The following is a 23641-nucleotide window of genomic DNA, read 5'->3' as shown; positions in this document are numbered from 1 at the left end:
GCTGTTTTACCCAAGGTCATATTCTCGCATTTTCCGCCACAGGGTGGTGCGCCCCCAGCCAAGCGCCTTGGCCGCACCGGTGCGGCTGCCGCCGGTCTGCATGAGCGCGGTGAGAATCTTCCTTTTTTCAATGGCGCTCCAGCTTCCGGCGTTGTCCGGAAGCTCCTCCGTCCCTCCGGAATCCTTGTTTCCGGATTCCGGGGACCCTGGCGCTGCGGCTGCGGCCGCCGCTCTGGGCGGTTTGCCCGCGTCGGCAAGCACAGAGGGAGGAAGGTGCTCGATCTCGATAACCTCGCCCCGGCAGATATTGACCCCGTATTCAATGATATTGCGCAGCTCACGGACATTGCCCGGATACCGATAGCCGCCCAGCAGCCGCAAGGCCTGGGCGGAGAGCTTTTTCACGTTTTTCTTGAAGCTCGCGGCAAACATCTGGAGGAAGTGGTCGATGAGCAGCCGCACATCCCCATCCCGCTCGCGCAAGGGCGGCAGGTGTACCCGCAGGACATTGAGGCGGAAAAAAAGATCTTCCCTAAACCTGCCCTCCTCCACCAACTGCTTCAAATCGCGGTGGGTGCCGGTGATCAGCCGCACATCGACCCGGACCTTCTTCTGACTGCCCAGAGGGAAGAATTCCCGGTCGTCGAGCACGGTGAGCAGCTTCACTTGGAGCGGCAGGGGCAAATCGCCTATTTCGGTAAGATAGATGGTGCCGCCCTGGGCAAGCTGAAACATGCCGTGCTTGTCGGCGTGCGCTCCGGTAAACGCCCCCCGCACATGGCCGAAAAGCTCAGATTCGAGCAGGCTTTCCGGCAGCGCCCCGCAGTTCACCTTAATGAAGGGATACTTGCTCCGGCGAGAAGCCAGATGGACAGCCTCGGCCAGAATGTCCTTGCCGGTGCCGGTCTCGCCGGTGATCAGCACCGAAGAATCGGTATGGGCGAGAACCGGCAGGAGTTCAAAGATCTCCTGCATCTTGGGGCTGTGCCCCAGCAGCCCCTTGGCCGTCCCCACCTCCTTCTTGCCTCCTGTCTTCTGACAGTCGGCGATGTCTTCAAGGACCAGAACCAGCGCCTGCCGCCCTCCGGAGGGCTCCACAACCGGGGTGGCGGTGAAGCGCATGGGAATCTTTTTACGGTTGAGGCCGAGGATATCGCCCTCGACGCTGCAGGCAACCCCGGTCTCCAGCGCCTCACGGAACATCTGCACATTTCTGCCAAGACTGCTGCGAAGCACATGATCGCAGTATATGCCGCGGGTTTCCTCGCCGGAATAGCCGGTGAGCGCTTCAAGAAAGCGGTTCATCAGAATGAGCCGGAGATCCGGATCGACAAGGGCGATCCCGTGCGGCACCCCATTGAGGATCTCAACGAGATCGGGGCGGAAGATGTTGGCTTCTTCTCTTTCTTGGGTTTCTACCATTGGCCTCGGACCATTGAACTTTTTGCAAAAGCCCTAAAAGTCCCCTCCCCCCTGGCGGGGGAGGGTTAGGGAGAGGGGGAAAATAACTATGAAATAGGCAGATGCAATTTCACCCACCCCCGGCCCCCTCCCGTCAAGGGAGGGGGAGAGCAAAAAGGCGCGGGCTGCAAAACCAAAAACGTTTCAAATTGTCCCCACATGTTTCAGATACAACACCATGGCCCGGGAAGTCAATATCTTTTTAGCACTCCGCCAAGATCAATCATTTCCGCACCACACAAGCAACCAAATCATGATTTGTGTTTGCCGCCCTTCCCGACGCCAGAGCAATTGGGCTCTTCGGCAACGGCATTGTTTCATCCCACGCCCGCCGACTGTTCCCAAACGTTCCATGATGTTTCTACCCCTTGTTTTGCCATGTCGCCTAGTTTTTACAACATACTGTTTTCATTGAAAATTAATCAGTGGCACGATCCTTGTAATACCACAAGACAACACCGCCCGCTTGTTTCAGGGCGCGGAGAAAAGCTCAACACTTGCGGAGGTTGCCATGAAAACACTCAACACCTTTCAGAAATGGATGACAGCCATCACCTTTGCCGAGGCAGGAGAATGGGAAACCGCCCAAACCATGGCGCCGGTCTCCATCCGGCGCAGGGCGATCGACCAATTTCAAAAGATCTTCATGGCCGCCGCCTTTGCCGAAGAAGGGCTTCATGCCGAGGCCGTTGTCCTGGCCGGAAGCCCCAGCCTCCCGACGCCGGGCGGTGAGGACTTTCTGCAATCGCTGGGGTTGGGCGGCATCCGCATGACCTACGGCGTTTTCGCCACGGAATCGGCACGATAAAAACCGAATCCGGGCAGGCGACCATGCAAGCGACCGCGCTCATTGTTTCAAGCGACGCAGGCTTTGCCGAAACAATGCAGGAGCTGTTGCAGGACTGGGGAATAACAGTGGCATTGTCCAGAGAATCACCGCCCCTGCCCCCCCTCGAAACGGAGATTGTCCTGCTCGATATCCGGCAGGCAGGCAGCGAGGCGCTGCACCCCTTGCTCGCCTTCCGAGAGAAAATACCCGAGGCCGAGGTGATCCTCATCAACCGGCCGGACAACATCCCGCTCTCCATCGCCGGGATGCAGGCCGGAGCCGCCGATGAACTCATCGCCCCCTTTGACACCTCCGCCCTGAAAAACTCCATTTCCGCCGCCCTTGGCCGGAGGAAAAAACGGCAGGGAAAAAAATCCCTGCTCAGGCGCTTCGGAGAGGCGATGGCTGCCGCGACCTTCGCCCAAGCCGGAGAATTTGACACCGCCCTCTCTTTGCTGGAGGACGATACGGAGGCACAACGCCCCTCCGACCGGAAAAAACCATAGGACAGCCCACCACTGCTGCCCGCCAACCGACCTTGAGGACATCATGGACGACATCAAAATTCTGCTGGTAGACGACGAGGAAGATTTCATCAGAACCCTGTCGGAACGCCTTGACCTGCGGGACCTTGGCAGCAAGACCGCGCTCAACGGCGAGCAAGCCCTGGGCTATGTGGGCGAAAAAGAGCCCGACGTCATGGTCCTCGACCTGAAAATGCCGGGCATCGACGGCATGGAGGTGCTGCGGCGGGTGCGCCAGATCTACCCCAACATCCAGGTCATCATCCAGACCGGGCACGGCAACGACCTGGACGAGGCCGAGGCGAGACGCCTCGGTGTGTTCGACTACCTGAAAAAACCCGTTGACATCGAGATCCTGGTGGAACGGATCAAGACCGCCCATCAGGCAAAAAAGAACCTGCTGGACAGCTCCGCCACCGCCGCCGCCTTTGCCGAAGCGGGGGAATATGACACCGCCAAAACCATGCTGAAACAATAATCATCCCAGCCAGGGCCGACAGGAATGCACAAACAACCCTCCCCCATAAACCGCCACTTCATCGTCAGCGGCGAAGGCATTGAGATCCGCCCCCTGGCCGCCGCCTCAGGGGTGCTCGAAGGGTATCCGCCGGAAGGCAGATTCCCCACCCTGCTGGAAGTGGAGCAGGAATATGTGCAACGGGTGCTGGCCCATGTGGCAGGCAACAAGTCCCGGGCCGCCCAGGTGCTGGGCATAGATCGGGTTTCCCTCTGGCGCAAACTGAAAAGGCTGGAAAGCCTCGCCTCCTCCCCGTCCCCGCTTCAGAAATATGCCGACCGGCCATGAAGACTCTCCATCTAAAGCCTAAAAATAGGCATAATCCCCAGCGCTGTAACTGCTCAGCAGTGCCGCAGATGCGCGGAACAGGCCTGCGAGCTATAGTCGGCCTATGCGAGCTGGCTGAGACAGCTAAGCGAGCGCAGCGAGACTGCGAAGCAGATGCGGTGCTGCTGAGCAGTTACCGGCCATGAAGATGTACACCGCCACCATCCCCGGCAGCGCCCTTACGGTCCGCTCGCGTGAGTCCTACTATGCGCGGCAGAAGCGGCTTTTTGTCGTGGTGGTCATTCTGGTGGCCATTATCCCCCTCCTGTTCATCAGTTGGACCGCCTCCCATTTTTACCAAAAGTCCTGGCTGAACAAAACCACCGTTGAGCTGACCAGCCTGGCGAACAGCCGCAGGGAGATCATCGACCTCTTCCTCGACAGCCAGGAAAATATGCTGGCCGGCTACGCGGAACTCTACGACCTTGCCTGGCTGCGCACCCCCGGCAACCTTGAAAAACTCTTCCAGGCCATGAACCGCCAGGGAGTCATCGTCGACCTCGGCCTCATCGCCCAGGACGGCAGCCATTGCAACTACGTCGGCCCCTTTGCCGAGGATCTCAAGGACAAGAATTACGCCGAAACGCGCTGGTTCGCCGAAGTCATGCAGAGCGGCAGGTACATCAGCGATGTGTTCACCGGCTACCGGGGGGTGCCGCATTTCATCGTGGCGGTGACCGACCCCACCCGCTCCTGGGTTCTGCGGGCCACGATCAATTCCGGGCTATTCAACGCCCTGCTGGCCAGCGCCGAGGTAGGGCCGGGCGGGGATGCCTTTATCCTCAACCACCAGGGCGAGCTGCAGACCCCGAGCCGCCTGGGGCTCACCGCCCTTCCCGCCGGGGAAAAAGGGTTGCTTGCCACGGGAGGCGATCTGACCATCCACCACTCCCAGAGTGCCCTGTACGCCACCACCGGCATGAAAAACAACGCCTGGACCCTGGTGCTGAAAACCGACATCAAAACATCGCTCGCCGATTTTTACCGGGCCCGGCAGCGCGATCATCTGATCATCGCCTGCGCCGCCCTGCTCATCCTCGGTGTTGCCACCTTCCTGGTCCGTTCCATGATGAACAAGGTGGAGGATGCGGACCAGCAGCGGATGATGCTCTACGACCGCATCCGCAATTCGGAAAAAATGGCCCTGGTCGGCAGGATGGCGGCCAATGTGGCCCATGAAATCAACAACCCTCTGCAGATCATCGGCGACCAGGCCGGCTGGCTGAACGAACTTCTGGAGGAGGAAGATCCGGCAAGCCTGAAAAACAGCGAGGAATACCGGGCCGCCTTTGCCAAGATCAAGGCCCAGGTCAAGCGGGCCAGCACCATCACCCACCGGCTCCTGGGTTTCTCCCGCTCCACCGATGGGCTGAAAGCGCCGGCCAACATCAACACCCTGGTGGAGGAAACCGTCTCTTTCCTTGAAAAGGAGGCGGCCAATCACCGGATCGCCATCCGGCGCAACCTCGACCCCGCCCTCCCTGCGATCACCACGGACAGCGCCCAGTTGCAGCAGGTGTTTCTCAATATTTTAAACAACGCCTTCGACGCCATCGGCAATGACGGCGCGGTCACCATCAGCACCAGCCGCGGCAACGGGCAGCTTGCAGTGGAGTTTGCCGACAACGGGCCGGGCTTGTCGGAAGAGGGTCTGAAAAAAGTGTTCGAGCCGTTCTTCACCACCAAAAAGGCGGGAAGCGGCACCGGCATCGGACTGGCCATTTCGTACAGCATCGTCGAACGGCTCGGCGGGGGTATCGAGGTGCGCAACGGCAGGCAGGGCGGCTGCGTTTTCCGCGTCCATTTCCCGCTGCCCGCCTGATACGCATCGAAACAGGAGAACGGAAATGACGGAACTTCCCATTCTGGTCGTTGATGATGAAGAGGAATTCGTCTCCACCCTGGTGCAACGTCTGCGCAAGCGGGGCTGGGCCGGAGAAGGAGTGCTGTGCGGCAGCGCGGCCGTCGCCAGGGTTGCGGCCAACGACTTTGCCGTGATCCTGCTCGATATGCGCCTCCCGGACATGGACGGCGGCCAGGTTCTCCGGGAAATCAAGAAGATCCGCCCCCAAAGCCGGGTGGTCATCCTCACCGGCCACGCCTCGGCCAGCGAAGGAGAAGAGGGCATCAAAAACGGGGCCTTTGACTACCTGCTCAAGCCGGTGGAATTTGAAACCTTGCTGGAGAAACTCCAGGCGGCCAGGGACCGCGGCCCACAAGAACATTCACGAACACTGCAACCAAGGGGAACCGAGGTCTTGTATTAATGACTCTCCAGCTTGATGCCGGAATTGGACAAAAAATACGCGCTGTAACTGTTCAGCAACGCCACAGATACACGGAAGAGGCTTGCAAAGTGTGCTGTTGCACATGAGCAGGCCGATGACACAGCAGATGCGGTGCTGCGGGACAGTTACTTTTATTATTCAACAAGGGAGGAGTACAACTATGAAGTTCTTCAGGCAATTGCACCATTTCATGATGGCGGGCGCCCGCGCCCACGCGAAATGGGAAATGGACATCTCAAACACCATCCTGCGAGACCGCAGGCGGCTGATCATCCTCGGCCTGCTGCTCATTCCCATCCTCATCGGCGGCATAGCCTTTGCCGACGAGGTTGTGGGCAAGCTGCCCGGCATGCTCGGCGGCAAGAACGCCTATGCCCCGGCCTTCTACACCCCCACCATCTTCTTCGCCTCCATCGGGGTCGGCATCGTCGCCGGTCTGATCACCGGCTGCATCGGCGCGGGCGGCGGCTTCATTATCGCCCCGGCCCTGATGAGCGTCGGGGTCAAGGGCATCCTCGCCGTGGGCACCGACCTGTTCCACATCTTTGCCAAGGCCATCATGGGCAGCGTCCTGCACCGCAAGCTGGGCAATGTTTCCGTGGCCCTGGCCGTGGTCTTCCTGATCGGCTCCATCGGCGGCGCCACCATCGGCGGCTGGGTCAACCGCACCCTGTATGAAATGAACCCGGTGCTGAGCGACGCCTTCATCACCACCATCTATGTCCTGATGCTGGGCTTTCTCTGCTCCTACGCGCTGATGGATTTTTTCCGCCAGACCCGCAAGGCTAAGCCCGCCAAGACCGCTTCCGCTTCCAGCGCGGCAAGCGCTTCGGGCCTGACCAATCTGGCCCAGACGGTCCAGAGCGTCAACCTGCCTCCCATGATCCAGTTCGACGAAGGCGTTACCCCGGGGGGCCGCAAGATCTCCTGGCTCTTCCTGGTGCTCAGCGGTTTCATCGTCGGGTTGGCCGCGGCCATCATGGGCGTGGGCGGCGGCTTTTTGACCTTCCCGATCTTCGTTTATGTGCTGGGCGTTTCCTCGGCCACCACCGTGGGCACCGACATCTTCCAGATCATCTTCACCGCCGGCTACGCCGGGCTTTCCCAGTATGCGGTCTACGGCTTCATCTTCTACACCCTGGCCATGGGCATGCTCCTTGGCTCCCTGGTCGGCATCCAGATCGGCTCCCTGATCACCAAGGTGGTCAGCGGCGTCACCATCTGCGGGCTTTACGCCATCGCCACCTCGGCCGGCTTTGTCAACCGGGCCTTTGCCCTGCCCTCAAAACTGGCCAGCATGGAGGTGATCTCCATGTCCAAGGAAACCGGCAAACTTCTCGAGACCGTGGGTACCTATATTTTCTTTGTGGTGCTGGGCGCCTTCGCCATCTGGGTTTTCTACATCTTTTTCACCAATATCAAAACCCTCAAGGGAGAGGGTGACGCGCATATCACCAAGGAGGCACACTCATGATTGCCAATAAAAAAGAATTCGGGGGCGGCCTGGTGATGATGGCCGGTTTCTGGATCGTTTTCGCCATCCTTCTCTCGCCGCTGTATCCCGGCCCGGATAAGAAGGTGAATATGCTGGATTACATGGACAACATGTACAACTCCATTTCCAAAAAATCGTCATACTATGTTCCTGTTATCAGGGAAAATGCCGAAGCCTACAGGGGGGAGATTATTAGCCTGAACATTAAAACCGATGAGACTCTTTCCGCCGAGCGGTTGACCAGCCTGTTGCAGCAGGCCGGGGCAGAGGTGCAGGCCGGCGCACAGGAGATCACGGTCAGCGGCGATCTCGGCGGCATCATCACCGCGGTGCTCGCGGACGCGGACGCCATGTTCGCCAATGACGGCCAGGCGGTGAGCGCCAAATACGGGGCAAACGAAAAGCAGGTGATGTTTGACTGGTACAACGCCCTGAAATCCATGGAAAAAAGTCTGACCAAGCAGAAGAAATTCAAGGAATCAAAGATACTCTATCAGGTGCGAACCAAAACCGTTGAGCCAGCCTACAACTACTACGGAATCGAGGCGCAAAGCATCAAGGACAAAGCGGTGCTGGTGATCTTCTCCCTGATTGGCTATGTGATCTACACCATGTGGTTCGGGTTTGCCATCCTCTTCATGTTTGAAGGATGGGGGCTCAAGCTTGAGCATTAAAAAAACCCCCTGTTGATTTGTCCGCGTGTCCCGGGAGGCATCCTTCCGAGGCACGCGGGGCTGAAAAAAGACCACGCGAAGGCGCAAAAATGCATTCTTGTGAAATTCACCCGTTCCTGCGACTCTGCGCCTGTGCGTTATCTTTTTTCCTTTTTCCCCGCTTTTCTTTTTTATTCCCTCGATGGACCTGCTTCCATTATGCTGAAAGGCAACGACTTCCCAGAGCAGCCCAACGCAGGCGACCAGAACATGACCTTCTTTCTTGACCGACTGACCTCGCTCTTCCGCACCAAGCCCAGGCTGAAGCCCGCCGAGCTGCAGGCGGCCTTCCGCGCCCATTACAAAGACTTCCGCGCCCTGCTCACCGCCAACAACAACGCCCTGGAACTGATGGCCGAGATGGAACAAGCCCTCACCGCGGGCCGGTCCTTCGGCATGGCCTTTGTCCGGGGCAATTGCACCGCGCTTTCCGTCAATATCTATAAAATGATCCACCACCTGACCAGACTGGCCGATGGCCGGTATAGCGAGCTGGACCAGCCATTCCGGGCCATCACCAAACAGCTCGAGCAGGTCATCGCCCTCCGTTCCCCAAGCGCGGAGGGCGCGCTTATCCTGACCATGGCGGAGGTGGATGCCTCCGCCGTGGATCAGGTCGGGGAAAAAATGGCCAACCTGGGCGAGGTCAGAAACCGGCTCGGCCTGAGAACCCCGGATGGCTTTGTCATTACGGCAACAGCCTCCCGCCATTTCATTGAGGCCGATGCGTTGCAGGTTGAGATCAACCGCCGCCTGAAAGGGCTGAATTTGGATAATCTGGAAGAGCTCTACACGGTCAGCGCGGGGATTCAAAACCTGATCAGCAATGCCCCGCTATCCCCCGAACTGGAAGAAGCGATCCTGGCCCACCACCAGCAGCTCGCCACGAGCTCCGAAGAAGAGCTGCTGGTTGCCCTGCGTTCCAGCGCCCTGGGCGAGGACAGCTCCAACGTCTCCTTTGCCGGGCAGTACCGGACCCAGCTCAATGTCAGCCGCGAATTTGTCGTCCAGACCTATAAGGAAATCGTGGCCAGCAAATACAAAAGCCAGGCCATTGTCTACCGGCAACAGCGGGGCTACCGGAATCTGGACGTACACATGTGCGTCGGCTGCCTGCGCATGGTGGATGGCGCCATAAGCGGAGTGCTCTATTCCCGTGCCCCGGATGATCCGCGCAGCCCCTATGTCATCATCCAGGCGGCGCCCGGCCTTGCCGCCACGGTGGTGGACGGCAGCGGGGCCACCGAGCAGTTCCGGGTCAGCCGGACCCCGCCCCACCCCATCCTGCACCGGCAATCCGCCGAAGAACTCTCGCACTCCCCCCTGGCCCTCACCGAACTCCAGGCGGCAGAGCTGGCAGCCACCGGGGTGCGGTTGGAGGAACATTTCGGCACCCCCCAGGATATCGAATGGTCCATCGACCGTTGCGGCCTGCTCTATATTTTGCAAAGCCGTCCCCTTGGCCGCCCCGCCTCTGAAGGGGGGCAAGACAACTCCTCAATAAGCAGTCACACGGTGCCGCAGATCCGCGTGTCAATTGTCGGCAGAAGTGTCCGACAAAGAGGCCTGCCCGCTATGCAGCAAGTATGCGGACAGGCCGATGACAAAGGAGATGCGGTGCCATGTGACCCCTTAACGCTTCTGAGCGGAGGAGTCTGCGCCAGCCAGGGCGTCGGCTGCGGCCCGGTGTTCATGGTGCGCTCCAACCTCGACCTCTTGCGCTTTCCCAAAGGTGCGGTGCTGGTCATCGAGACGCCCTATCCGGACTGGGCCAGCCTCCTCAACCGGGCCGTGGCCGTGGTCAGCGAAACCGGCCAACCGGCAGCCCACCTTGCCACCGTGGCTCGAGAATTCGGGGTTCCGGCGATTTTCGGCATGAAACAGGCCCTGGCAACCTTGGAAAACAACAGTTTGGTTACGGTGGACGCCACCGGAGGCAAGGTCTATGCAGGGAGGATCGAATCCCTGCTGGCCCTGGCCCCGCCCAAACCCAATCTCATGGCCGGAAGCCCGGTGTACAAAGTGCTCACCCAGGCCTTGGCCCACATCACCCCGCTTAACCTGACCGATCCAGCCTCCCCGTTTTTCCGGCCCGACGGTTGCAAAACCCTGCACGATCTCACCCGCTTTTGCCACGAAAAGGCGGTGGTGGAGATGTTCACCTTTGGCGAACGGTACGGCTTTGACGACAAGGCGGCAAAACAACTGGTGGTGGATGCGCCTTCCCAATGGTGGGTGATCGATCTCGACGACGGCTTTACCCCGGATTTCGACCCGGAAAGCCGTTATATCGACCTCAACCATATCACCTCCGCGCCCATGCAGGCCATCTGGCAGGGAATGACGGCTTTTCCCTGGGCAGGGCCACCGCCGGTCAGCCTGGGAGGGTTCGGCTCCATCATCTTTCAGTCCACGCGAAACCCCAATCTCGACCCGGCGGTGCGCTCGGCCATGGCCGCCAAGAACTACTTTCTCATCTCCAAGAACTTCTGCAACCTCAGCGTCCGGCTCGGTTACCATTTCGCCCTGGTGGAGGCGAATCTGGGGAAGTATCTCACGGAAAACTATGTGAGCTTCCAGTTCAAGGGTGGGGCGGCGGACCAAGACCGCCGTCTGCTGCGCATTCAACTGATCAGCGAGATATTAAGCGAATTCGGCTTTAGGGTGGAACAGAAGGTGGACGCCATGACCGCCCGGATCGAAAAAAAACCGGGACCCTATCTGCTGGAACGGTTGAAGGTTCTCGGCTACCTTTTGATCCACACCCGCCAGATCGACATGATCATGGCGGACCAGGACATGGCCGCAAGCTACCACCAAAAAATCATGGCCGACCTGCGCACCCTGATGGACAAAACAACACCGGAGGCATGACATGGACCAACCGCTCAAGATCCTGCTCATCGACGATGAAATCGATTTCGTGGAGACAACCGCCAAGAGGCTCATCCGCCGCGGCTACTCGGCGAAAACCGCCCTCACCTGCGCCGAAGGTTTGGAGACTATTGCCTCGGGTTGGCCCGAGGTGGTGGTGCTGGATGTGATGCTCCCGGACCGCGACGGCATGGACTGCCTGCGGGAGATCAAGGAAAAATGGCCAACCCTGCCGGTCATCCTCTTGACCGGCCACGCCTCCATGGAAACGGGGCTGCACGGCCTGGAATCCGGGGCCAGCGACTACTGCCTCAAACCCATCGACCTGGAAACCCTGGTGGAGATGATCGCCATCGCCCACCGGGAAAGCCGACAGCCTGGGGCTTGAAACAAAAAAGCCACCCCGCGCAAGGCAGGATGGCTTTAAAAATCGAAATCTATTTTTCGGGTAACTATTCAGTTCAATCAAAAAACAAGACTGAAACATCCCAACCGTAACTGTTCAGCCGCGCCGCAGATGCGCGGAAGAGGCCTGCGAAGTGTGCGAGTGCACACGAGCAGGCCGATGACAAAGCAGATGTGGTGCTGCTGGACAGTTAATGGGCGCCGACGGAAAGCAGGCCGCTGGCAGCCAGGGTCAGAATAACCGCCTCGGCCAGGGCCATGATTGCCATGGCCTTATCCTTGCGGGCGAACAGCCCCGGGGTGATGACAAGGTAGCAGACAATCGTGATCCCGGACAGGATGGCGATGGGCAGGAAGTTCAGGAAATCGCCATAGCGAAGGAGTTTCAGCCAAGACCAGCCGGTGGGCAGGTTTTCCCAATGCAAAAAGTTGGTGTTGATGGCCACCAGATAGTCATGCACCGGCTGGCTCCAGTAGATGGAGATCTCGTCCACCGGCACGACCGACGGCATGACGCCCAGCACATACAGGGCGAAGGTAATTACCATGAGGGCCAATCCGGCGTACATGCCTTTTTCAAGAATAGCGGCGTACAGCACCTGCTCTTCAGTTGCTTGGGTAGTATGTTGCGACATGAGACAATCCTCCGTGAAATAAACTATTAGTTAAAACCCTTCCCGTTCCCGCGTCTAGAACAGGCTGACGCCCATGGTGCTCAAACCCTTCTGCACCGCCTTCAGGCCGGCAAAGAGGAGAATGGCGATAACCATCCAGCGGATAAAAGTGGGCTTGGCAACCTTGAGCAAGCGAACCCCGACAAAGGAACCCAGCATGATGCCGATGAGCGACGGCACAACCATCATGGGGATGACGCAGCCCTTGTTAAAATAAATCCAGGCGGCGGAGGTGTCGGTGATGGAGAGCAGGAACTTGGAGGTGGCCACGCTGATCTTGAGCGGCGCGCCCATCATCAAATTCAACACCGGCACGTTGGCCCAACCGGCGCCCAGACCGAACATGCCGGCCATGAAACCGATGATGATGAAGGTCAGCAGGCCGGGAATGGTGCGATGAACCTTCCAGTTGATCTCTTCCTTAGTGGTCGGCTCATAAAAAACACCGGTGATGCGCAGGGCGGTGGAAAGCGCGTCCGCCTGGGGAACATGGGGAACCGTTGATTTCTTGGCGGTGAGCATGATGGCCACGATGCCGAGGATGGTGCCGCCCAAGGCAAGCTGGACGATGTGGGTGGGCAGGGCCAGACCGACCATGGCGCCGACAATGGCCATGGTGGAGGCGATGAGCGCCACCGGCATGGCCAGACGCAGGCTGGCGAGGTTGGCCTTCAGCAGGCCGGGGCCAGCGGCCAGGGCGCCGCACAGGGCCACGAGCAGACCGGCGCCGCGGACAAAATCAAGGTGAAACGGGAAAAACCCGCCGATGATCGGCACGAAGAGCACCCCGCCGCCAACCCCGCCAAGCACCGCGATGATGCCCATGACAAAGGTGACGAACAGCAGAATTACCGGCCATTTCCACCAACCCGGATCACCGGCGGCCGGAATCTGATCCATGGTAACCACTTCGCTTGCCAGAGCCCAGGCCGGGCTCAGCATGATGGCGCACATGAGGGAGACGAACAGCACCCCCACCTTTTCCCTAATGTTTCCTTGCATTCTTGTTTCCTCCCTAGTTTTCCCTAAAAACAACATAAAAAAATATCTGCGCCGTTATGGAAAAATAACTGAGACATTGGCATTTCGTGATCGGCATAAGGGGCCGTAACGAAATCGGGGACAATGTATGGGTTATCTCTAACGGCCCCTAAAAAAAGAACCAGCACTGTGAACACTTGCCTACAGAAGGGACTATCTTCGCTGAATGGGGTGGACAGACGCCTTGCCCTGCTCCCTGACTGTGGTTATTTCTAAAAATTTTCGGTATGCTTACTGCTCTCCAAAAATGCTGTCAAGAAAAAACTGTTCATCTCTGAAACATGGCTGTTGCATTACGCATCATCGGCGAAAAATGCTGCGTAATCATACCCATACGCTGCATTGTGCAACATTTTCCCCCAGGAATACATGATGAAATTTTCCCTGCCCAAGGTTCTGCAGATACTCACCAAGGAGGTTGCCGGGTATGCCGTGCCCATTGTCGATCTCATCGCCGTGCAGACCAAGGACCCGTACAAGGTGCTGGTGGCCACCATCCTCTCGGCCCGGACCAAGGATGAAACCACGGCCAAGGCCGCAGACAGACTTTTTAAGGAAGCGCCGGACCTGACCGGGCTGGCAGCACTCAGCGAGGAACGCATTGCCAAGCTGATCTTCCCGGTGGGCTTTTACAAGAACAAGGCCGGTTTCCTCTCCCGGCTGCCAAGCGTGCTGGCCAGCGAGTTTGGCAACAAAATTCCCGACGAGGTCGAAGCCCTCACACGGCTGCCCGGGGTGGGGAGAAAAACCGCCAATCTGGTGGTGGCGGTGGCCTTCAAGAAACCGGCGATCTGCGTGGACACCCATGTGCACCGGATCATGAACATCTGGGGCTATGTGGAAACCCACACCCCATTGGAAACGGAGATGGCGCTCAGGGAAAAGCTGCCGCCTCAGTACTGGCTGACCATCAACTCCACCCTGGTGGCCTTTGGCCAGGGCACCTGCAAGCCGGTGGGTCCCCACTGCGACCGCTGCGTCATCGCCCAGTATTGCCCGAGGATCGGGGTGAGGCCGAGAAAAGTACCGGGACGGAGCAAAAAAATGTAATTTACTTCAAGCAGGTGCTTCGACAGGGCTCAGCACGAACGGAATATCAATACAATTACAGCAAGACAATGTCCGTTCGCCCTGAGCCTGTCGAAGGGCCGTTTTTACGAGCCCCATCAAAAAACAACCGAGGATGATATGCGGAGATTCGTGTCGTGGAATGTCAACGGCCTACGGGCCGTGGAGAAAAAAGGCTTTGTAGAGATCATCGCCGGGCTGAACGCCGACCTGGTGGCGCTCCAGGAGATCAAAGCCTTGCCGGAGCAACTCCCGGAATCGGTCAAAAACATCCCCGGCTACACCGCCTACTGGTTTTCCGCCCAGAAAAAAGGCTATGCCGGAGTGGCGACCTACAGCAAAGAACAGCCCCTGTCGGTGATCTACGGCATCGACCACAAGGATCACGACTATGAGGGGCGAGTGCTGACCCTGGAGTTTGGCGACTTCTTCTTCGTAAACGCCTATTTCCCAAACTCCCAGCACGGCCTGCTGCGCATGAATTACAAGCTCCAGTTCAACCGCGATCTGCTGGCCTTTGCCAACACCCTGGCCGCAAAAAAATCGGTGGTGATCTGCGGGGATTTCAACGTGGCGCACAAGGAGATCGACCTGACCAACCCCAAACAGAACGAAAAGAATCCGGGCTATGCCCCGGAGGAACGGGCCTGGATGGACCAGTTTTTAGGGGCTGGGTTCGTGGACACCTTCCGGATGTTCAACCAGGAGCCGGGCCAGTACACCTGGTGGAGCTACCGCTTCAACGCCAGGGCCAGGAATATCGGGTGGCGGATCGACTACTTCTGTGTGGATCAAAAGAGTAAAAACCGAGTGGCCGAGGCTGCTATTTTAAATGATATAATGGGATCGGATCACTGCCCGATTCTCCTCGGATTCCGCTGACAACTTCTTGTTATTACATGGCCAACCGTCTGTCTTTGCCTGAGAGTTTTTCCTTCTGACCAGTAGCGGATATGATATCACTTACAGTAGTGGTAATAATCATTTAAGGGTTAATTGACACGGAAAATGGCATGGGTAATCTCACGGTGGTGGAAATCGGTGGCTGGGCCGTCTCCAATAATCCTGAAGATATATTGCGCACCTATTCCCTTGGTTCCTGCGTTGCTTTGATCCTGCACCATCCGAGGACAAACACCATGGGGCTTGCCCATATTGCCCTGCCGGATCCACTTTGCCATTATGGGAAAAGTCGCGGAGAGGGATATTATGCCAGTTCGGCCGTCCCTTTGCTGCTGCACGAAGTGAGTGCCGCCGCAGGCCTTTATTCAGCGGATAATTCGGGGATTGTGGCCAAATTGGTCGGTGGGGCCGCTGTCATAAAAATCAAGAATCCTTTTCACCTCGGAAAAAGGCTTGTCATGGAAATAGAGAAGAGTCTGCAACGCCTGCGTACACCTGTAGTGAACCAGGATACGGGCGGCACTGTTCCCCGCACCGTAACGTTATATATTGAGAGCGGTCATGTTTCGGTCAAATCACCGGGTAGGAAGGAAAGACCCTTGTAGTCCGTGCACTGAAGGAGAAATCAATGGTTGAGCCAGTGGACATGAATCTCAAAATACGCGTGTTGGTCGTTGATGATGAACCCACTTCCCGAGAGGTTATCCGCCTTGGGCTGGAAAGACAGAACTGCGAAACCATGACCGCCCATGATGCGGCTTCGGCCATCTCGCTTTTGGGTGATCAGCAATTCCATGCCGTGGTGACCGACAAAAACATGCCCGGCACCGACCATGCCACGGAGGGAGGCCTTGATGTCATCAAATTCGCCAAGGAGTCCAACCCGGCCTGTGCGGTTATCATGGTAACCGGTTTCAGCACTGTGGAATCGGCCATAGAAGCCATGCGGCTTGGCGCCTTCGATTATTTGGCCAAGCCGGTGCGGTCTGAGGATATCAAGGCAAAACTTGAACGGATTCTTTCCTATCAACAGACCTTGAACCCCGCAAACACCATTGCATCCCACAACAGCTTCCGGGAAAAATTCCTCAGTATTATCGAGGAGCAGAAAGGGGTGAGCCAGTGCCTCAGTTCCGAAACCAAAACCGCGCTTTTACAAGTAGTACAGGATGGTATCGATGCCTTTTTTCATGAACGGCGGGCCTGGGAAAACATCATCCTCGAACAGCGGGAAGCGTTGAGTCAAATTGCCGGCTGGGCCGAGCAGATGAAAGAGGCCGCAGTGCAGGGTGGTGCGGAAGAAACTTTTCTGGATAAAATTATCGCCGAATCCAGCCGGAGGCTGTGAAGGTTTTCCCGTAGCGTCCTTCCGCATGGATTTTTCCGCACACCATGTCGGGTTATTCTCTCGCATCCACCAGAAATTTCAGCCCATACCGTTGCGCTTGCAAACTTGAGCAGCAAACCACGGAGGTCACCATGAAGGTACTCATCGTCTATTATTCAATGTACGGCCACATCCACAAAATGGCGCAGGCTATCGCGGAAGGGGTTCGCTTGGTTGAGGGTGCCGAGGCTGAGCTACGGCGGGTCCCGGAAACGCTTCCCGAGTCGGTGCTAGAGAAGATGGGCGCGACCGCGGCGCAGAAGCAGCAGGCACAGGTGCCCATCTGCACGGTAGACGAACTGGGCGCGGCGGATGCGGTCATCTTCGGCACCCCCACCCGCTTTGGCAACATGTGCGGACAGATGCGGCAGTTCCTTGATGCCACCGGAGGCTTGTGGGTAAAGGGCGGTCTGGTGGGCAAACCGGGCAGCGTGTTCGCCAGCTCAAATACCCAGCACGGCGGGCAGGAATCCACGATTTTAAGCTTCCACACCACCCTGCTCCATCAAGGCATGGTCATCGTCGGCCTGCCCTACACCTTTCAGGGCCAGATGACCTCGACGGAAATCACCGGCTGCTCCCCCTATGGCGCCTCCACCATCGCCGGAGGTGACGGCAGCCGGTTTCCCAGCGAGAATGAGCTTGCAGGGGCGCGATTCCAGGGCGAACACGTTGCCAAGATCGCCAAAAAGCTGGCGGCTTGAGCGGCACAAGCTGAAATCTTCTTGCTATTAGTACTCTGTTTTCATATGCAGTCAAAATCCCATTGGCCCGTAGCCGAGCACCGGAGAGGCTGCCGAAAAAGAGGGTTGCACTGTTTGAGGCGTAGCCGAGTTTGCAACCCTCCGGCAGCATCGAGGAGCACAGGGCATCCCGCCTACGGCGGGACAAGGGACACAGGGTGCCCTTTCTTTGGTTCGTTTCTTTGGGCAAACAAAGAAATGAACAGAAAAACGAAGCCTATTACCGCAATTACTACGATTGCTTGGCAATAAAAATCTGAAAGAGGATTTTGTAATACCTATGCCCGACGATATCTGGCAAACCATGATCCTCACCGGCGAGCTGGGCCGGTACCCGGTCCACTTTTTCACCAACACCGGCTCAACCAACGATCTCGCCCTGGCTCTGAGCAACACCGGCGCCCCGGACTCCACCCTAATCGTGGCCGACAGCCAGAACGCGGGCAGGGGCCGCCTTGCGGGCAGAACCTGGCATTCGCCCCCCGGAACCGGGCTCTATTTTTCGCTGATCCTGCGCCCGCATCTTGCCCCGCAGGATTTCCCCAAGCTCACCCTGGCCGCGGGCCTTGCCCTGTGCAAGGCGCTGGAAAGCCATACCTCGTGCCGACCGGGGCTGAAATGGCCCAACGATCTTTTTCTGCACAACAAAAAATGCGGCGGCATCCTTACGGAAACCCAGGCCGTAGGCGGTGTAGGGCAGACCGCGGTGGTGATCGGCATCGGCCTCAATGTGAATACCCCGGCAGAAGCACTTGCAGGCGAGCTGCGCGCCAAAGCCACTTCGCTGCTCGCGGAAACAGGCGTCCCCCTCGAACGCGGCCCTCTGCTTGCGGCCATTCTCGGCGAACTGGACCTGGTGGTAGCCCGACTGGAACAGGGTGATTTTCCCGGTATCCTGGCCGAATGGCGGCAACGGGATATCCACGCCGGGCTACAGGTCTCCTGGGTGAACACCCAGGGGAGCATCATCACCGGCATTTCCCTTGGCCCGGACGATGAGGGCTTCCTCCATATCCGGGATGGTCAGGGCCAAGTCCATTCCGTTATCTCCGGGGATATCTCCCTGGCGCAGGAGTAACTCTGCCATGATTCCCCGCCCGATCCAACACCTGCTGCTTGCCACGCTCTATGACGCCTTTGAACAGTGGGCGAGCACCTTCACTTTTGCCTGCCGCAAGGGGTGCGCCACCTGCTGCACCCGGAGTGTCACCATGACCAGCCTGGAAGGGGATGGGATTATGGCGTTTCTGGCCGAGGCTGGGCGACGATCCGAGCTGGCTGCCCCCGCATTCCAGCCTGCGGCGAACCGAAGGGTGCAGTGCACCACCAACACCTTTGTCGGCGCCCATCTCCGGGGCGAGTCCGTGGAAGAGGCGGAAAGCTGGGATCTGCGCCCCTGCCCGTTTCTCAAGGAGGAAAGCTGTGGCATCTACCCGGTGCGGCCCTTTGGCTGCCGACTCTTTGCCTCCCTGGATTCCTGCGCCGCAAGCGGGGTGGCGGAGATGCCGCCGGGATATCTCGCCGGCGCCACCGCCCTGCTGCAATACATTGAGCATCTGGATAACGGCGGGCGCTGGTCCACCATGGTGGAACTACTGGCAGGGCTGAACACAGGGCAGGTTGACGCATATGGCGAACCAACGGCGCCCATTCCCGGCCTTCTCATCGCCCCGGACGAACACAGCCTGGTCGAGCCGCTTCTTCAAGGATTGCATGCCAGAACGGTCAACGGCCAGAGCTTTGCCCAATGGCTTCAGGCTGCGCGGCCATGAGCCAATTCCACAAGTAACCCGGCTAACGCCTGGCCCGCCCTCCCCTTCCACCGTTCCATCCGGCACGCGCGATGCATGTGTACATCATTTCGCCCAAGCAGACCTCGCTTCATCCCCTTCTTCGCCAGCATGCAATGCACCGGTGCGGAAAACTTCCGGCATCTTGACAAGTCGTATTTTCCTAACGTAATATATCCACAGACCGCCATGGAGCCACGGCGGAGCCCTGAAATAGCAACGTTTAAAAACACCGCTATTTCAATGGGATGAATGGCGATGCCTCGAGAAACCGCAGGTTCGCTCTTTGCTTTCAACATCGAACAAGGAGGGGGGGGAAATGGCTAAGCAGCAAAAACCGACAATTGAATTGTATCTGTACTCAATGAATCAAGAATTCCCCGTGGGCAAGGGGCATGTGACCTTTCTTGAACGCCATTCCGAAGTCCGCAAGGACCTTGCCGGAAAGCTGATATCCAGAGAGGCTGTGGCCAGCAACACCTTCAAGGAAAAAGTCGCGGGGATGGCAAACGACTGGTCCGCCCAGTGGATACACAACCAGTGGGTGCAAGACTATACCAAGGCCCCCTCCTTCTCTTCGCGAGTGAAACCGGGCGAAGATGTCATGGCCAAGCTCATCATGCGCAAGGAAGAGTTTGGCGGCCTTGTTCTCGACCCGGTTAATGACCGGGTGTACAAGCTGAATGCGCCAGGATACAAACTGCTCGAAGAAATGAAAAAAACTCCCGCGGCAAAATTGAAAACATTTAAATCAGCACAGTTTGCCGCAGACGATATGGAATCATTTGTCAGTTTTCTTAAAGGCGCCGGACTATGGACAACGATATAGCCTACCGGGCCCCACTGAAAGCGCCGCTCACCGCCAGTCTCTGGATTACGGGAGGATGCAATCTCGCCTGCAAATACTGCTATGCGGACGCCTCACGAAACATCTACATGGATCCGGCAAGGCTGTTCATGCTGGTGGATGAATTCCGGGACTTGGGCGTCTTTGATATAACCATCGCCGGGGGAGAACCTTTTCTGCACCCGCAGATATTCCAAGTTATTCAGCGAATCCTCGACAGCGGGATGCAAATGGGGGTGCTGACGAATGGCGTGCTGCTCGACAAGGAGAAGGCCTCGCGACTTGCCGGGATTGCGGAGGGGAAGAAAATGATCCTCCAGGTTTCCCTCGATTCCCCAGACCCGCGTATTAACGATCTGACGAGGGGGATGGGAGAAACCGTACTGCAAAACATCAAGCATCTCGCGAAATGCGGTTTGCAGCTCCAGATATCATGCGTCCTCAGCAGTGTGAATATCGACAGCGCTCATTTGATCATCGACGAGTTGTATCCACATGTGAAACGCTTCCATTTCCTTAATATTCAACGCACCGACCGGTCACTCAAGCATCCGGAGCTATTGATCACCGATTCGCAAGCATATGATTTTTGGATGCGGCTGAATGCGCATGCGAAAAAATTTCCCCCTGATCTCTTCCTTCCTTCCTTGCGCATCATGCTCCGGTCATACGGAGAGGAAGAAAGCCACGAGTCTTGGGAGTTCCATAAAAATGCCACGTTTAGCTGCCGGAGCTGCTCCATCGGGCTGACAAAAATCGAGATCACCCCTGAATTCGACATGTTGGGATGCGATATAGCGAAAGATTTCTCCAAAATGGGCAACATCGCGGAAAAACCCTTTGCAGAGGTCTGGAATTCCCGGGATGCCCACACGGTGAGGAATTCCCCGTATCCTCCGTGCTATAAAATTAGAAGCTCCGGAGACGGCGTGGCCCTTGAGGACAATCTCCGGCCGGAATTCGCCTGCTTCCGGTAAGCGGGGCAAGAGCGCAACAAACAAAAAATGGCGCCTTCCCTGCCGGGAGGCGCCATTTTTTGTTGCCGGAACAACTATGCATCAATAGCGGTAATGGTCCGGCTTGTAGGGGCCGGTCACAGGCACATCGATATACGCGGCCTGCGCTTTGGACAGCTCGGTGAGATGCACGCCAAGCTTCTTGAGATGGAGGCGGGCCACCTTCTCGTCCAGCACCTTGGGCAACACATAGACCTTTTTCTGGTATTTCTTGGCATTGGCGAACAGTTCGATCTGGGCCAGCACCTGATTGGTGAAGGAGGCGGACATCACGAAGCTGGGGTGGCCGGTGGCGCAGCCCAGGTTCACCAGCCGCCCTTCGGCCAGCAGGGTGATCTTCTTGCCGTCGGGGAAAACAATGTGATCCACCTGGGGCTTGATGTTCTCCCATTTGTACTTGCGCAGGGAGGCGACATCGATTTCGGAATCGAAATGGCCGATATTGCAAACAATGGCCTCGTCCTTCATCGCCTTCATGTGGGCGTGGTTGATGACCTTCTCGTTGCCGGTGCAGGTGACGAAGATATCGCCCTGGGAAGCGGCCTCTTCCATGGTCATCACCCGGTAGCCTTCCATGGCTGCCTGAAGCGCGCAGATCGGATCGATCTCCGTTACCCACACCTGGGCGCCTAAGCCGCGGAAGGCCTGGGCACAGCCCTTGCCCACGTCGCCGTAGCCTAAGATCACCGCAAGCTTGCCGGCCACCATCACGTCGGTGGCGCGCTTGATGCCGTCCATCAATGATTCGCGGCAGCCGTAGAGGTTGTCGAACTTGGACTTGGTCACCGAGTCGTTGACGTTCATGGCCGGGAAGAGCAGAGAGCCACCCTTCTCCATCTGGTAGAGGCGATGCACCCCGGTGGTGGTTTCCTCGGTCACGCCACGGATGGCCTTGGCCGCGTTGGTCCATTTTTTCTTGTCCGCGGCGAAGTCCTGCTTGAGCACAGCGAGCACGGCCTGCCACTCCTCGTTGTCACCCTTCTTGGCCGCAGGCACCTTGCCAGCCTTCTCGAATTCAGCGCCCTTATGCACCAGCAGGGTGGCGTCCCCGCCGTCGTCGAGGATCATGTTGGGCGGGTTGCCGTCCGGCCAGGTCAGGGCCTTTTCCGTACACCACCAATATTCCTCGATGGTTTCCCCTTTCCAGGCATAGACCGGGATGCCGGCCGCGGCAATGGCGGCGGCAGCGTGATCCTGGGTGGAAAAGATGTTGCAGGAGGCCCAGCGCACTTGGGCGCCCAGGGCAACCAGGGTCTCGATCAGTACCGCGGTCTGGATGGTCATGTGCAGGGAGCCGGAGATCCGCGCGCCCTTGAGGGGCTTCTTTTTGCCGAACTCCTCGCGCAGGGCCATGAGGCCTGGCATCTCGGTTTCGGCGATGCGGATTTCCATGCGGCCCCAATCGGCCAGGCTCATATCCGCAACCTTGAAATCGCCCTGCTTTTTTGCCGGAGCCTTTTTTGCCGGACTCTTCGTGGCAGGTGCTTTTTTTACTGGTGCCTTCATCGGTGTTTCCTCCTGACTGCGCCGTGGCGCGGGATGGGTCGTGATTATTTACATTTGATTCCGGCGGCATCCTTCAAAGCCTCGGCCTTGTCGGTGCGCTCCCAGGTGAACTCTTCCCGCTCCCGGCCAAAGTGGCCGTAAGCCGCGGTTTTTTTGTAGATCGGCCGCAGAAGGTCAAGGTGCTGGATGATCGCCTTGGGCCGCAGGTCAAAATGCTCGTTGATGAGCTGCCTGATCCGCTCGTCGCTGATCTTGCCGGTGCCGAACGAGTTGACGTTGATGGAAACGGGCTTGGAAATGCCGATGGCATAGGCGATCTGCACCTCAAGCTCGGTGGCGATCCCGGCGGCCACCAGGTTCTTGGCCACATAGCGGCCCATGTAGGAGGAGGACCGGTCTACCTTGGAGGGATCCTTGCCGGAAAAAGCGCCGCCGCCGTGGGAGCCCATGCCGCCATAGGTATCAACGATGATCTTGCGGCCGGTCACCCCGCAGTCGCCGACCGGGCCGCCGATGACAAACCGGCCGGTGGGGTTGATGAAATACTTGGTGTTCTTGTCCACCATCTCCACGGGGATGATGGGCTTGATGATCTCCTCCATGACCCCGGCCTTGAGATCCTCGTAGTCAACATCCGGGGAGTGCTGGGTGGAGAGAACAATGGCCTCGACCCGTTTGGGCTGTTTGTTTTCGTATTCGATGGTGACCTGGCTTTTCGCATCGGGACGCAGCCAGGGCAACAGGCCTGCCTTGCGCACCTCGGCCTGGCGTTTCACAAGCCGGTGGGCATAGGTGATGGGCATGGGCATCAAAACCTTGGTTTCGGTACAGGCATAGCCGAACATCAACCCCTGGTCGCCGGCGCCCTGATCCAGGTCGAGGCCGGTTCCTTCGTTGACGCCCTGGGCGATATCCGGGGACTGTTTGCCGATGCTGGTGAGCACCGCGCAGGATTGCCAGTCAAATCCCATATCGGAAGAGTTGTAGCCGATCTCCCGCACGGTTTCCCGGACCACGGAAGGCATATCCACCCAGGCGGTGGTGGTGATTTCGCCGGCGATCAGAGCCATGCCGGTGGTTACCAGGGTTTCACAGGCGACCCTGGCCTTTGGGTCCTGGGCAAGGATGGCGTCGAGAACCGCATCCGAGATCTGGTCGGCAACCTTGTCCGGATGGCCTTCTGAAACAGACTCCGAGGTAAAGAGATAATTTGACATTCCAACTCCTCATAAT

Annotated in this window: 24 protein-coding genes; 19 read left to right on the top strand and 5 right to left on the bottom strand. The window is 58.0% G+C overall.

Annotated features, from left to right (window positions below; genetic code table 11):
* Window positions 1–6: 6 nt before the first annotated feature.
* Window positions 7–1422 carry a sigma-54 interaction domain-containing protein gene (locus tag MWR57_RS11080; protein ID WP_423124880.1) on the bottom strand — a complete coding sequence of 472 codons (1416 nt, stop codon included), beginning with the start codon at window positions 1420–1422 and terminating at the stop codon, window positions 7–9.
* Between the two features lie 550 nt (window positions 1423–1972).
* Here MWR57_RS11080 and MWR57_RS11075 point away from each other — a divergent pair.
* The 10 genes from MWR57_RS11075 to MWR57_RS11030 all read left to right on the top strand — a co-directional run bounded on the left by MWR57_RS11075 (window position 1973) and on the right by MWR57_RS11030 (window position 11416).
* Window positions 1973–2269: a hypothetical protein gene (locus tag MWR57_RS11075; protein WP_423124879.1), complete on the top strand. Its 297-nt coding sequence runs from the start codon at window positions 1973–1975 to the stop codon at window positions 2267–2269.
* A gap of 23 nt (window positions 2270–2292) precedes the next feature.
* Complete coding sequence (locus MWR57_RS11070) at window positions 2293–2796, top strand: DNA-binding transcriptional response regulator (RefSeq protein ID WP_423124878.1); 504 nt, start codon at window positions 2293–2295, stop codon at window positions 2794–2796.
* 43 nt (window positions 2797–2839) lie between these two features.
* Window positions 2840–3292, top strand: a complete 453-nt coding sequence (locus MWR57_RS11065) for a response regulator (protein WP_423124877.1) — start codon at window positions 2840–2842, stop codon at window positions 3290–3292.
* 24 nt (window positions 3293–3316) lie between these two features.
* Complete coding sequence (locus tag MWR57_RS11060; RefSeq protein ID WP_423124876.1) at window positions 3317–3619, top strand: helix-turn-helix domain-containing protein; 303 nt, start codon at window positions 3317–3319, stop codon at window positions 3617–3619.
* Between the two features lie 181 nt (window positions 3620–3800).
* The gene (locus MWR57_RS11055; RefSeq protein WP_423124875.1) at window positions 3801–5480 is read left to right on the top strand and encodes a sensor histidine kinase; all 1680 of its coding nucleotides are present in this window, start codon (window positions 3801–3803) and stop codon (window positions 5478–5480) included.
* 25 nt (window positions 5481–5505) lie between these two features.
* Entirely contained in the window at window positions 5506–5925 is a 420-nt protein-coding gene (locus MWR57_RS11050; RefSeq protein ID WP_423124874.1) for a response regulator, read from the top strand.
* Window positions 5926–6106: 181 nt separating this feature from the next.
* A complete protein-coding gene (locus MWR57_RS11045; protein WP_423124873.1) occupies window positions 6107–7420 on the top strand; it encodes a sulfite exporter TauE/SafE family protein in 1314 nt (437 codons plus the stop codon).
* On the top strand, window positions 7417–8115 hold the full coding sequence (locus MWR57_RS11040; protein WP_423124872.1) for a hypothetical protein: 699 nt from the start codon (window positions 7417–7419) through the stop codon (window positions 8113–8115). The genes MWR57_RS11045 and MWR57_RS11040 overlap by 4 nt, the downstream gene beginning before the upstream one ends.
* 198 nt (window positions 8116–8313) lie before the next feature.
* Window positions 8314–11028, top strand: coding sequence for a PEP/pyruvate-binding domain-containing protein (locus tag MWR57_RS11035; RefSeq protein ID WP_423124871.1), 2715 nt, complete (start codon window positions 8314–8316; stop codon window positions 11026–11028).
* Window position 11029: 1 nt separating this feature from the next.
* Window positions 11030–11416, top strand: a complete 387-nt coding sequence (locus MWR57_RS11030) for a response regulator (protein ID WP_423124870.1) — start codon at window positions 11030–11032, stop codon at window positions 11414–11416.
* 208 nt (window positions 11417–11624) lie between these two features.
* On the opposite strand, the gene MWR57_RS11025 is transcribed toward MWR57_RS11030, so the two are convergent.
* Complete coding sequence (locus MWR57_RS11025) at window positions 11625–12068, bottom strand: DUF1634 domain-containing protein (protein WP_423124869.1); 444 nt, start codon at window positions 12066–12068, stop codon at window positions 11625–11627.
* A 54-nt stretch (window positions 12069–12122) separates the two neighbouring features.
* Window positions 12123–13109 carry a sulfite exporter TauE/SafE family protein gene (locus MWR57_RS11020; RefSeq protein WP_423124868.1) on the bottom strand — a complete coding sequence of 329 codons (987 nt, stop codon included), beginning with the start codon at window positions 13107–13109 and terminating at the stop codon, window positions 12123–12125.
* A gap of 408 nt (window positions 13110–13517) precedes the next feature.
* Between MWR57_RS11020 and MWR57_RS11015 the strand changes: the two genes are divergently transcribed.
* The 9 genes from MWR57_RS11015 to MWR57_RS10975 all read left to right on the top strand — a co-directional run bounded on the left by MWR57_RS11015 (window position 13518) and on the right by MWR57_RS10975 (window position 20863).
* Window positions 13518–14198 carry an endonuclease III domain-containing protein gene (locus tag MWR57_RS11015; RefSeq protein WP_423124867.1) on the top strand — a complete coding sequence of 227 codons (681 nt, stop codon included), beginning with the start codon at window positions 13518–13520 and terminating at the stop codon, window positions 14196–14198.
* 138 nt (window positions 14199–14336) lie between these two features.
* Entirely contained in the window at window positions 14337–15098 is a 762-nt protein-coding gene (locus MWR57_RS11010) for an exodeoxyribonuclease III (RefSeq protein ID WP_423124866.1), read from the top strand.
* 131 nt (window positions 15099–15229) lie between these two features.
* Window positions 15230–15724, top strand: a complete 495-nt coding sequence (locus MWR57_RS11005; protein WP_423124865.1) for a chemotaxis protein CheD — start codon at window positions 15230–15232, stop codon at window positions 15722–15724.
* A 23-nt stretch (window positions 15725–15747) separates the two neighbouring features.
* Entirely contained in the window at window positions 15748–16467 is a 720-nt protein-coding gene (locus MWR57_RS11000; RefSeq protein WP_423124864.1) for a response regulator, read from the top strand.
* Window positions 16468–16598: 131 nt separating this feature from the next.
* The gene (wrbA, locus tag MWR57_RS10995; protein ID WP_423124863.1) at window positions 16599–17210 is read left to right on the top strand and encodes an NAD(P)H:quinone oxidoreductase; all 612 of its coding nucleotides are present in this window, start codon (window positions 16599–16601) and stop codon (window positions 17208–17210) included.
* Between the two features lie 319 nt (window positions 17211–17529).
* Window positions 17530–18327 carry a biotin--[acetyl-CoA-carboxylase] ligase gene (locus MWR57_RS10990; protein ID WP_423124862.1) on the top strand — a complete coding sequence of 266 codons (798 nt, stop codon included), beginning with the start codon at window positions 17530–17532 and terminating at the stop codon, window positions 18325–18327.
* A 7-nt stretch (window positions 18328–18334) separates the two neighbouring features.
* A complete protein-coding gene (locus MWR57_RS10985; protein WP_423124861.1) occupies window positions 18335–19021 on the top strand; it encodes a YkgJ family cysteine cluster protein in 687 nt (228 codons plus the stop codon).
* Between the two features lie 337 nt (window positions 19022–19358).
* Entirely contained in the window at window positions 19359–19868 is a 510-nt protein-coding gene (locus tag MWR57_RS10980) for a hypothetical protein (RefSeq protein ID WP_423124860.1), read from the top strand.
* Entirely contained in the window at window positions 19853–20863 is a 1011-nt protein-coding gene (locus MWR57_RS10975; RefSeq protein WP_423124859.1) for a radical SAM protein, read from the top strand. Before MWR57_RS10980 ends, MWR57_RS10975 begins: the two co-directional genes overlap by 16 nt.
* A gap of 81 nt (window positions 20864–20944) precedes the next feature.
* Here MWR57_RS10975 and ahcY read toward each other — a convergent pair whose 3' ends face one another.
* Complete coding sequence (gene ahcY, locus MWR57_RS10970; protein ID WP_423124990.1) at window positions 20945–22318, bottom strand: adenosylhomocysteinase; 1374 nt, start codon at window positions 22316–22318, stop codon at window positions 20945–20947.
* A 134-nt stretch (window positions 22319–22452) separates the two neighbouring features.
* The gene (metK, locus tag MWR57_RS10965) at window positions 22453–23625 is read right to left on the bottom strand and encodes a methionine adenosyltransferase (protein WP_423124858.1); all 1173 of its coding nucleotides are present in this window, start codon (window positions 23623–23625) and stop codon (window positions 22453–22455) included.
* Window positions 23626–23641 lie beyond the last annotated feature (16 nt).

This window comes from Hydrosulfovibrio ferrireducens, assembly GCF_046883345.1.
GTDB classification, from domain to species: domain Bacteria; phylum Desulfobacterota; class Desulfobulbia; order Desulfobulbales; family Desulfurivibrionaceae; genus Thiovibrio; species Thiovibrio ferrireducens.
The sequence above is the reverse complement of the archived record's forward strand: the minus strand, read 5'-3'. Positions and strand labels throughout refer to the sequence as shown.

Bases quoted from the DNA above. Each gene is read 5' to 3' on its own strand.
- MWR57_RS11080 (WP_423124880.1), bottom strand. From the start codon at position 1,422: ATGGTAGAAACCCAAGAAAGAGAAGAAGCCAACATCTTCCGCCCCGAT.
- MWR57_RS11075 (WP_423124879.1), top strand. From the start codon at position 1,973: ATGAAAACACTCAACACCTTTCAGAAATGGATGACAGCCATCACCTTT.
- MWR57_RS11070 (WP_423124878.1), top strand. From the start codon at position 2,293: ATGCAAGCGACCGCGCTCATTGTTTCAAGCGACGCAGGCTTTGCCGAA.
- MWR57_RS11065 (WP_423124877.1), top strand. From the start codon at position 2,840: ATGGACGACATCAAAATTCTGCTGGTAGACGACGAGGAAGATTTCATC.
- MWR57_RS11060 (WP_423124876.1), top strand. From the start codon at position 3,317: ATGCACAAACAACCCTCCCCCATAAACCGCCACTTCATCGTCAGCGGC.
- MWR57_RS11055 (WP_423124875.1), top strand. From the start codon at position 3,801: ATGAAGATGTACACCGCCACCATCCCCGGCAGCGCCCTTACGGTCCGC.
- MWR57_RS11050 (WP_423124874.1), top strand. From the start codon at position 5,506: ATGACGGAACTTCCCATTCTGGTCGTTGATGATGAAGAGGAATTCGTC.
- MWR57_RS11045 (WP_423124873.1), top strand. From the start codon at position 6,107: ATGAAGTTCTTCAGGCAATTGCACCATTTCATGATGGCGGGCGCCCGC.
- MWR57_RS11040 (WP_423124872.1), top strand. From the start codon at position 7,417: ATGATTGCCAATAAAAAAGAATTCGGGGGCGGCCTGGTGATGATGGCC.
- MWR57_RS11035 (WP_423124871.1), top strand. From the start codon at position 8,314: ATGCTGAAAGGCAACGACTTCCCAGAGCAGCCCAACGCAGGCGACCAG.
- MWR57_RS11030 (WP_423124870.1), top strand. From the start codon at position 11,030: ATGGACCAACCGCTCAAGATCCTGCTCATCGACGATGAAATCGATTTC.
- MWR57_RS11025 (WP_423124869.1), bottom strand. From the start codon at position 12,068: ATGTCGCAACATACTACCCAAGCAACTGAAGAGCAGGTGCTGTACGCC.
- MWR57_RS11020 (WP_423124868.1), bottom strand. From the start codon at position 13,109: ATGCAAGGAAACATTAGGGAAAAGGTGGGGGTGCTGTTCGTCTCCCTC.
- MWR57_RS11015 (WP_423124867.1), top strand. From the start codon at position 13,518: ATGATGAAATTTTCCCTGCCCAAGGTTCTGCAGATACTCACCAAGGAG.
- MWR57_RS11010 (WP_423124866.1), top strand. From the start codon at position 14,337: ATGCGGAGATTCGTGTCGTGGAATGTCAACGGCCTACGGGCCGTGGAG.
- MWR57_RS11005 (WP_423124865.1), top strand. From the start codon at position 15,230: ATGGGTAATCTCACGGTGGTGGAAATCGGTGGCTGGGCCGTCTCCAAT.
- MWR57_RS11000 (WP_423124864.1), top strand. From the start codon at position 15,748: ATGGTTGAGCCAGTGGACATGAATCTCAAAATACGCGTGTTGGTCGTT.
- wrbA (WP_423124863.1), top strand. From the start codon at position 16,599: ATGAAGGTACTCATCGTCTATTATTCAATGTACGGCCACATCCACAAA.
- MWR57_RS10990 (WP_423124862.1), top strand. From the start codon at position 17,530: ATGCCCGACGATATCTGGCAAACCATGATCCTCACCGGCGAGCTGGGC.
- MWR57_RS10985 (WP_423124861.1), top strand. From the start codon at position 18,335: ATGATTCCCCGCCCGATCCAACACCTGCTGCTTGCCACGCTCTATGAC.
- MWR57_RS10980 (WP_423124860.1), top strand. From the start codon at position 19,359: ATGGCTAAGCAGCAAAAACCGACAATTGAATTGTATCTGTACTCAATG.
- MWR57_RS10975 (WP_423124859.1), top strand. From the start codon at position 19,853: ATGGACAACGATATAGCCTACCGGGCCCCACTGAAAGCGCCGCTCACC.
- ahcY (WP_423124990.1), bottom strand. From the start codon at position 22,318: ATGAGCCTGGCCGATTGGGGCCGCATGGAAATCCGCATCGCCGAAACC.
- metK (WP_423124858.1), bottom strand. From the start codon at position 23,625: ATGTCAAATTATCTCTTTACCTCGGAGTCTGTTTCAGAAGGCCATCCG.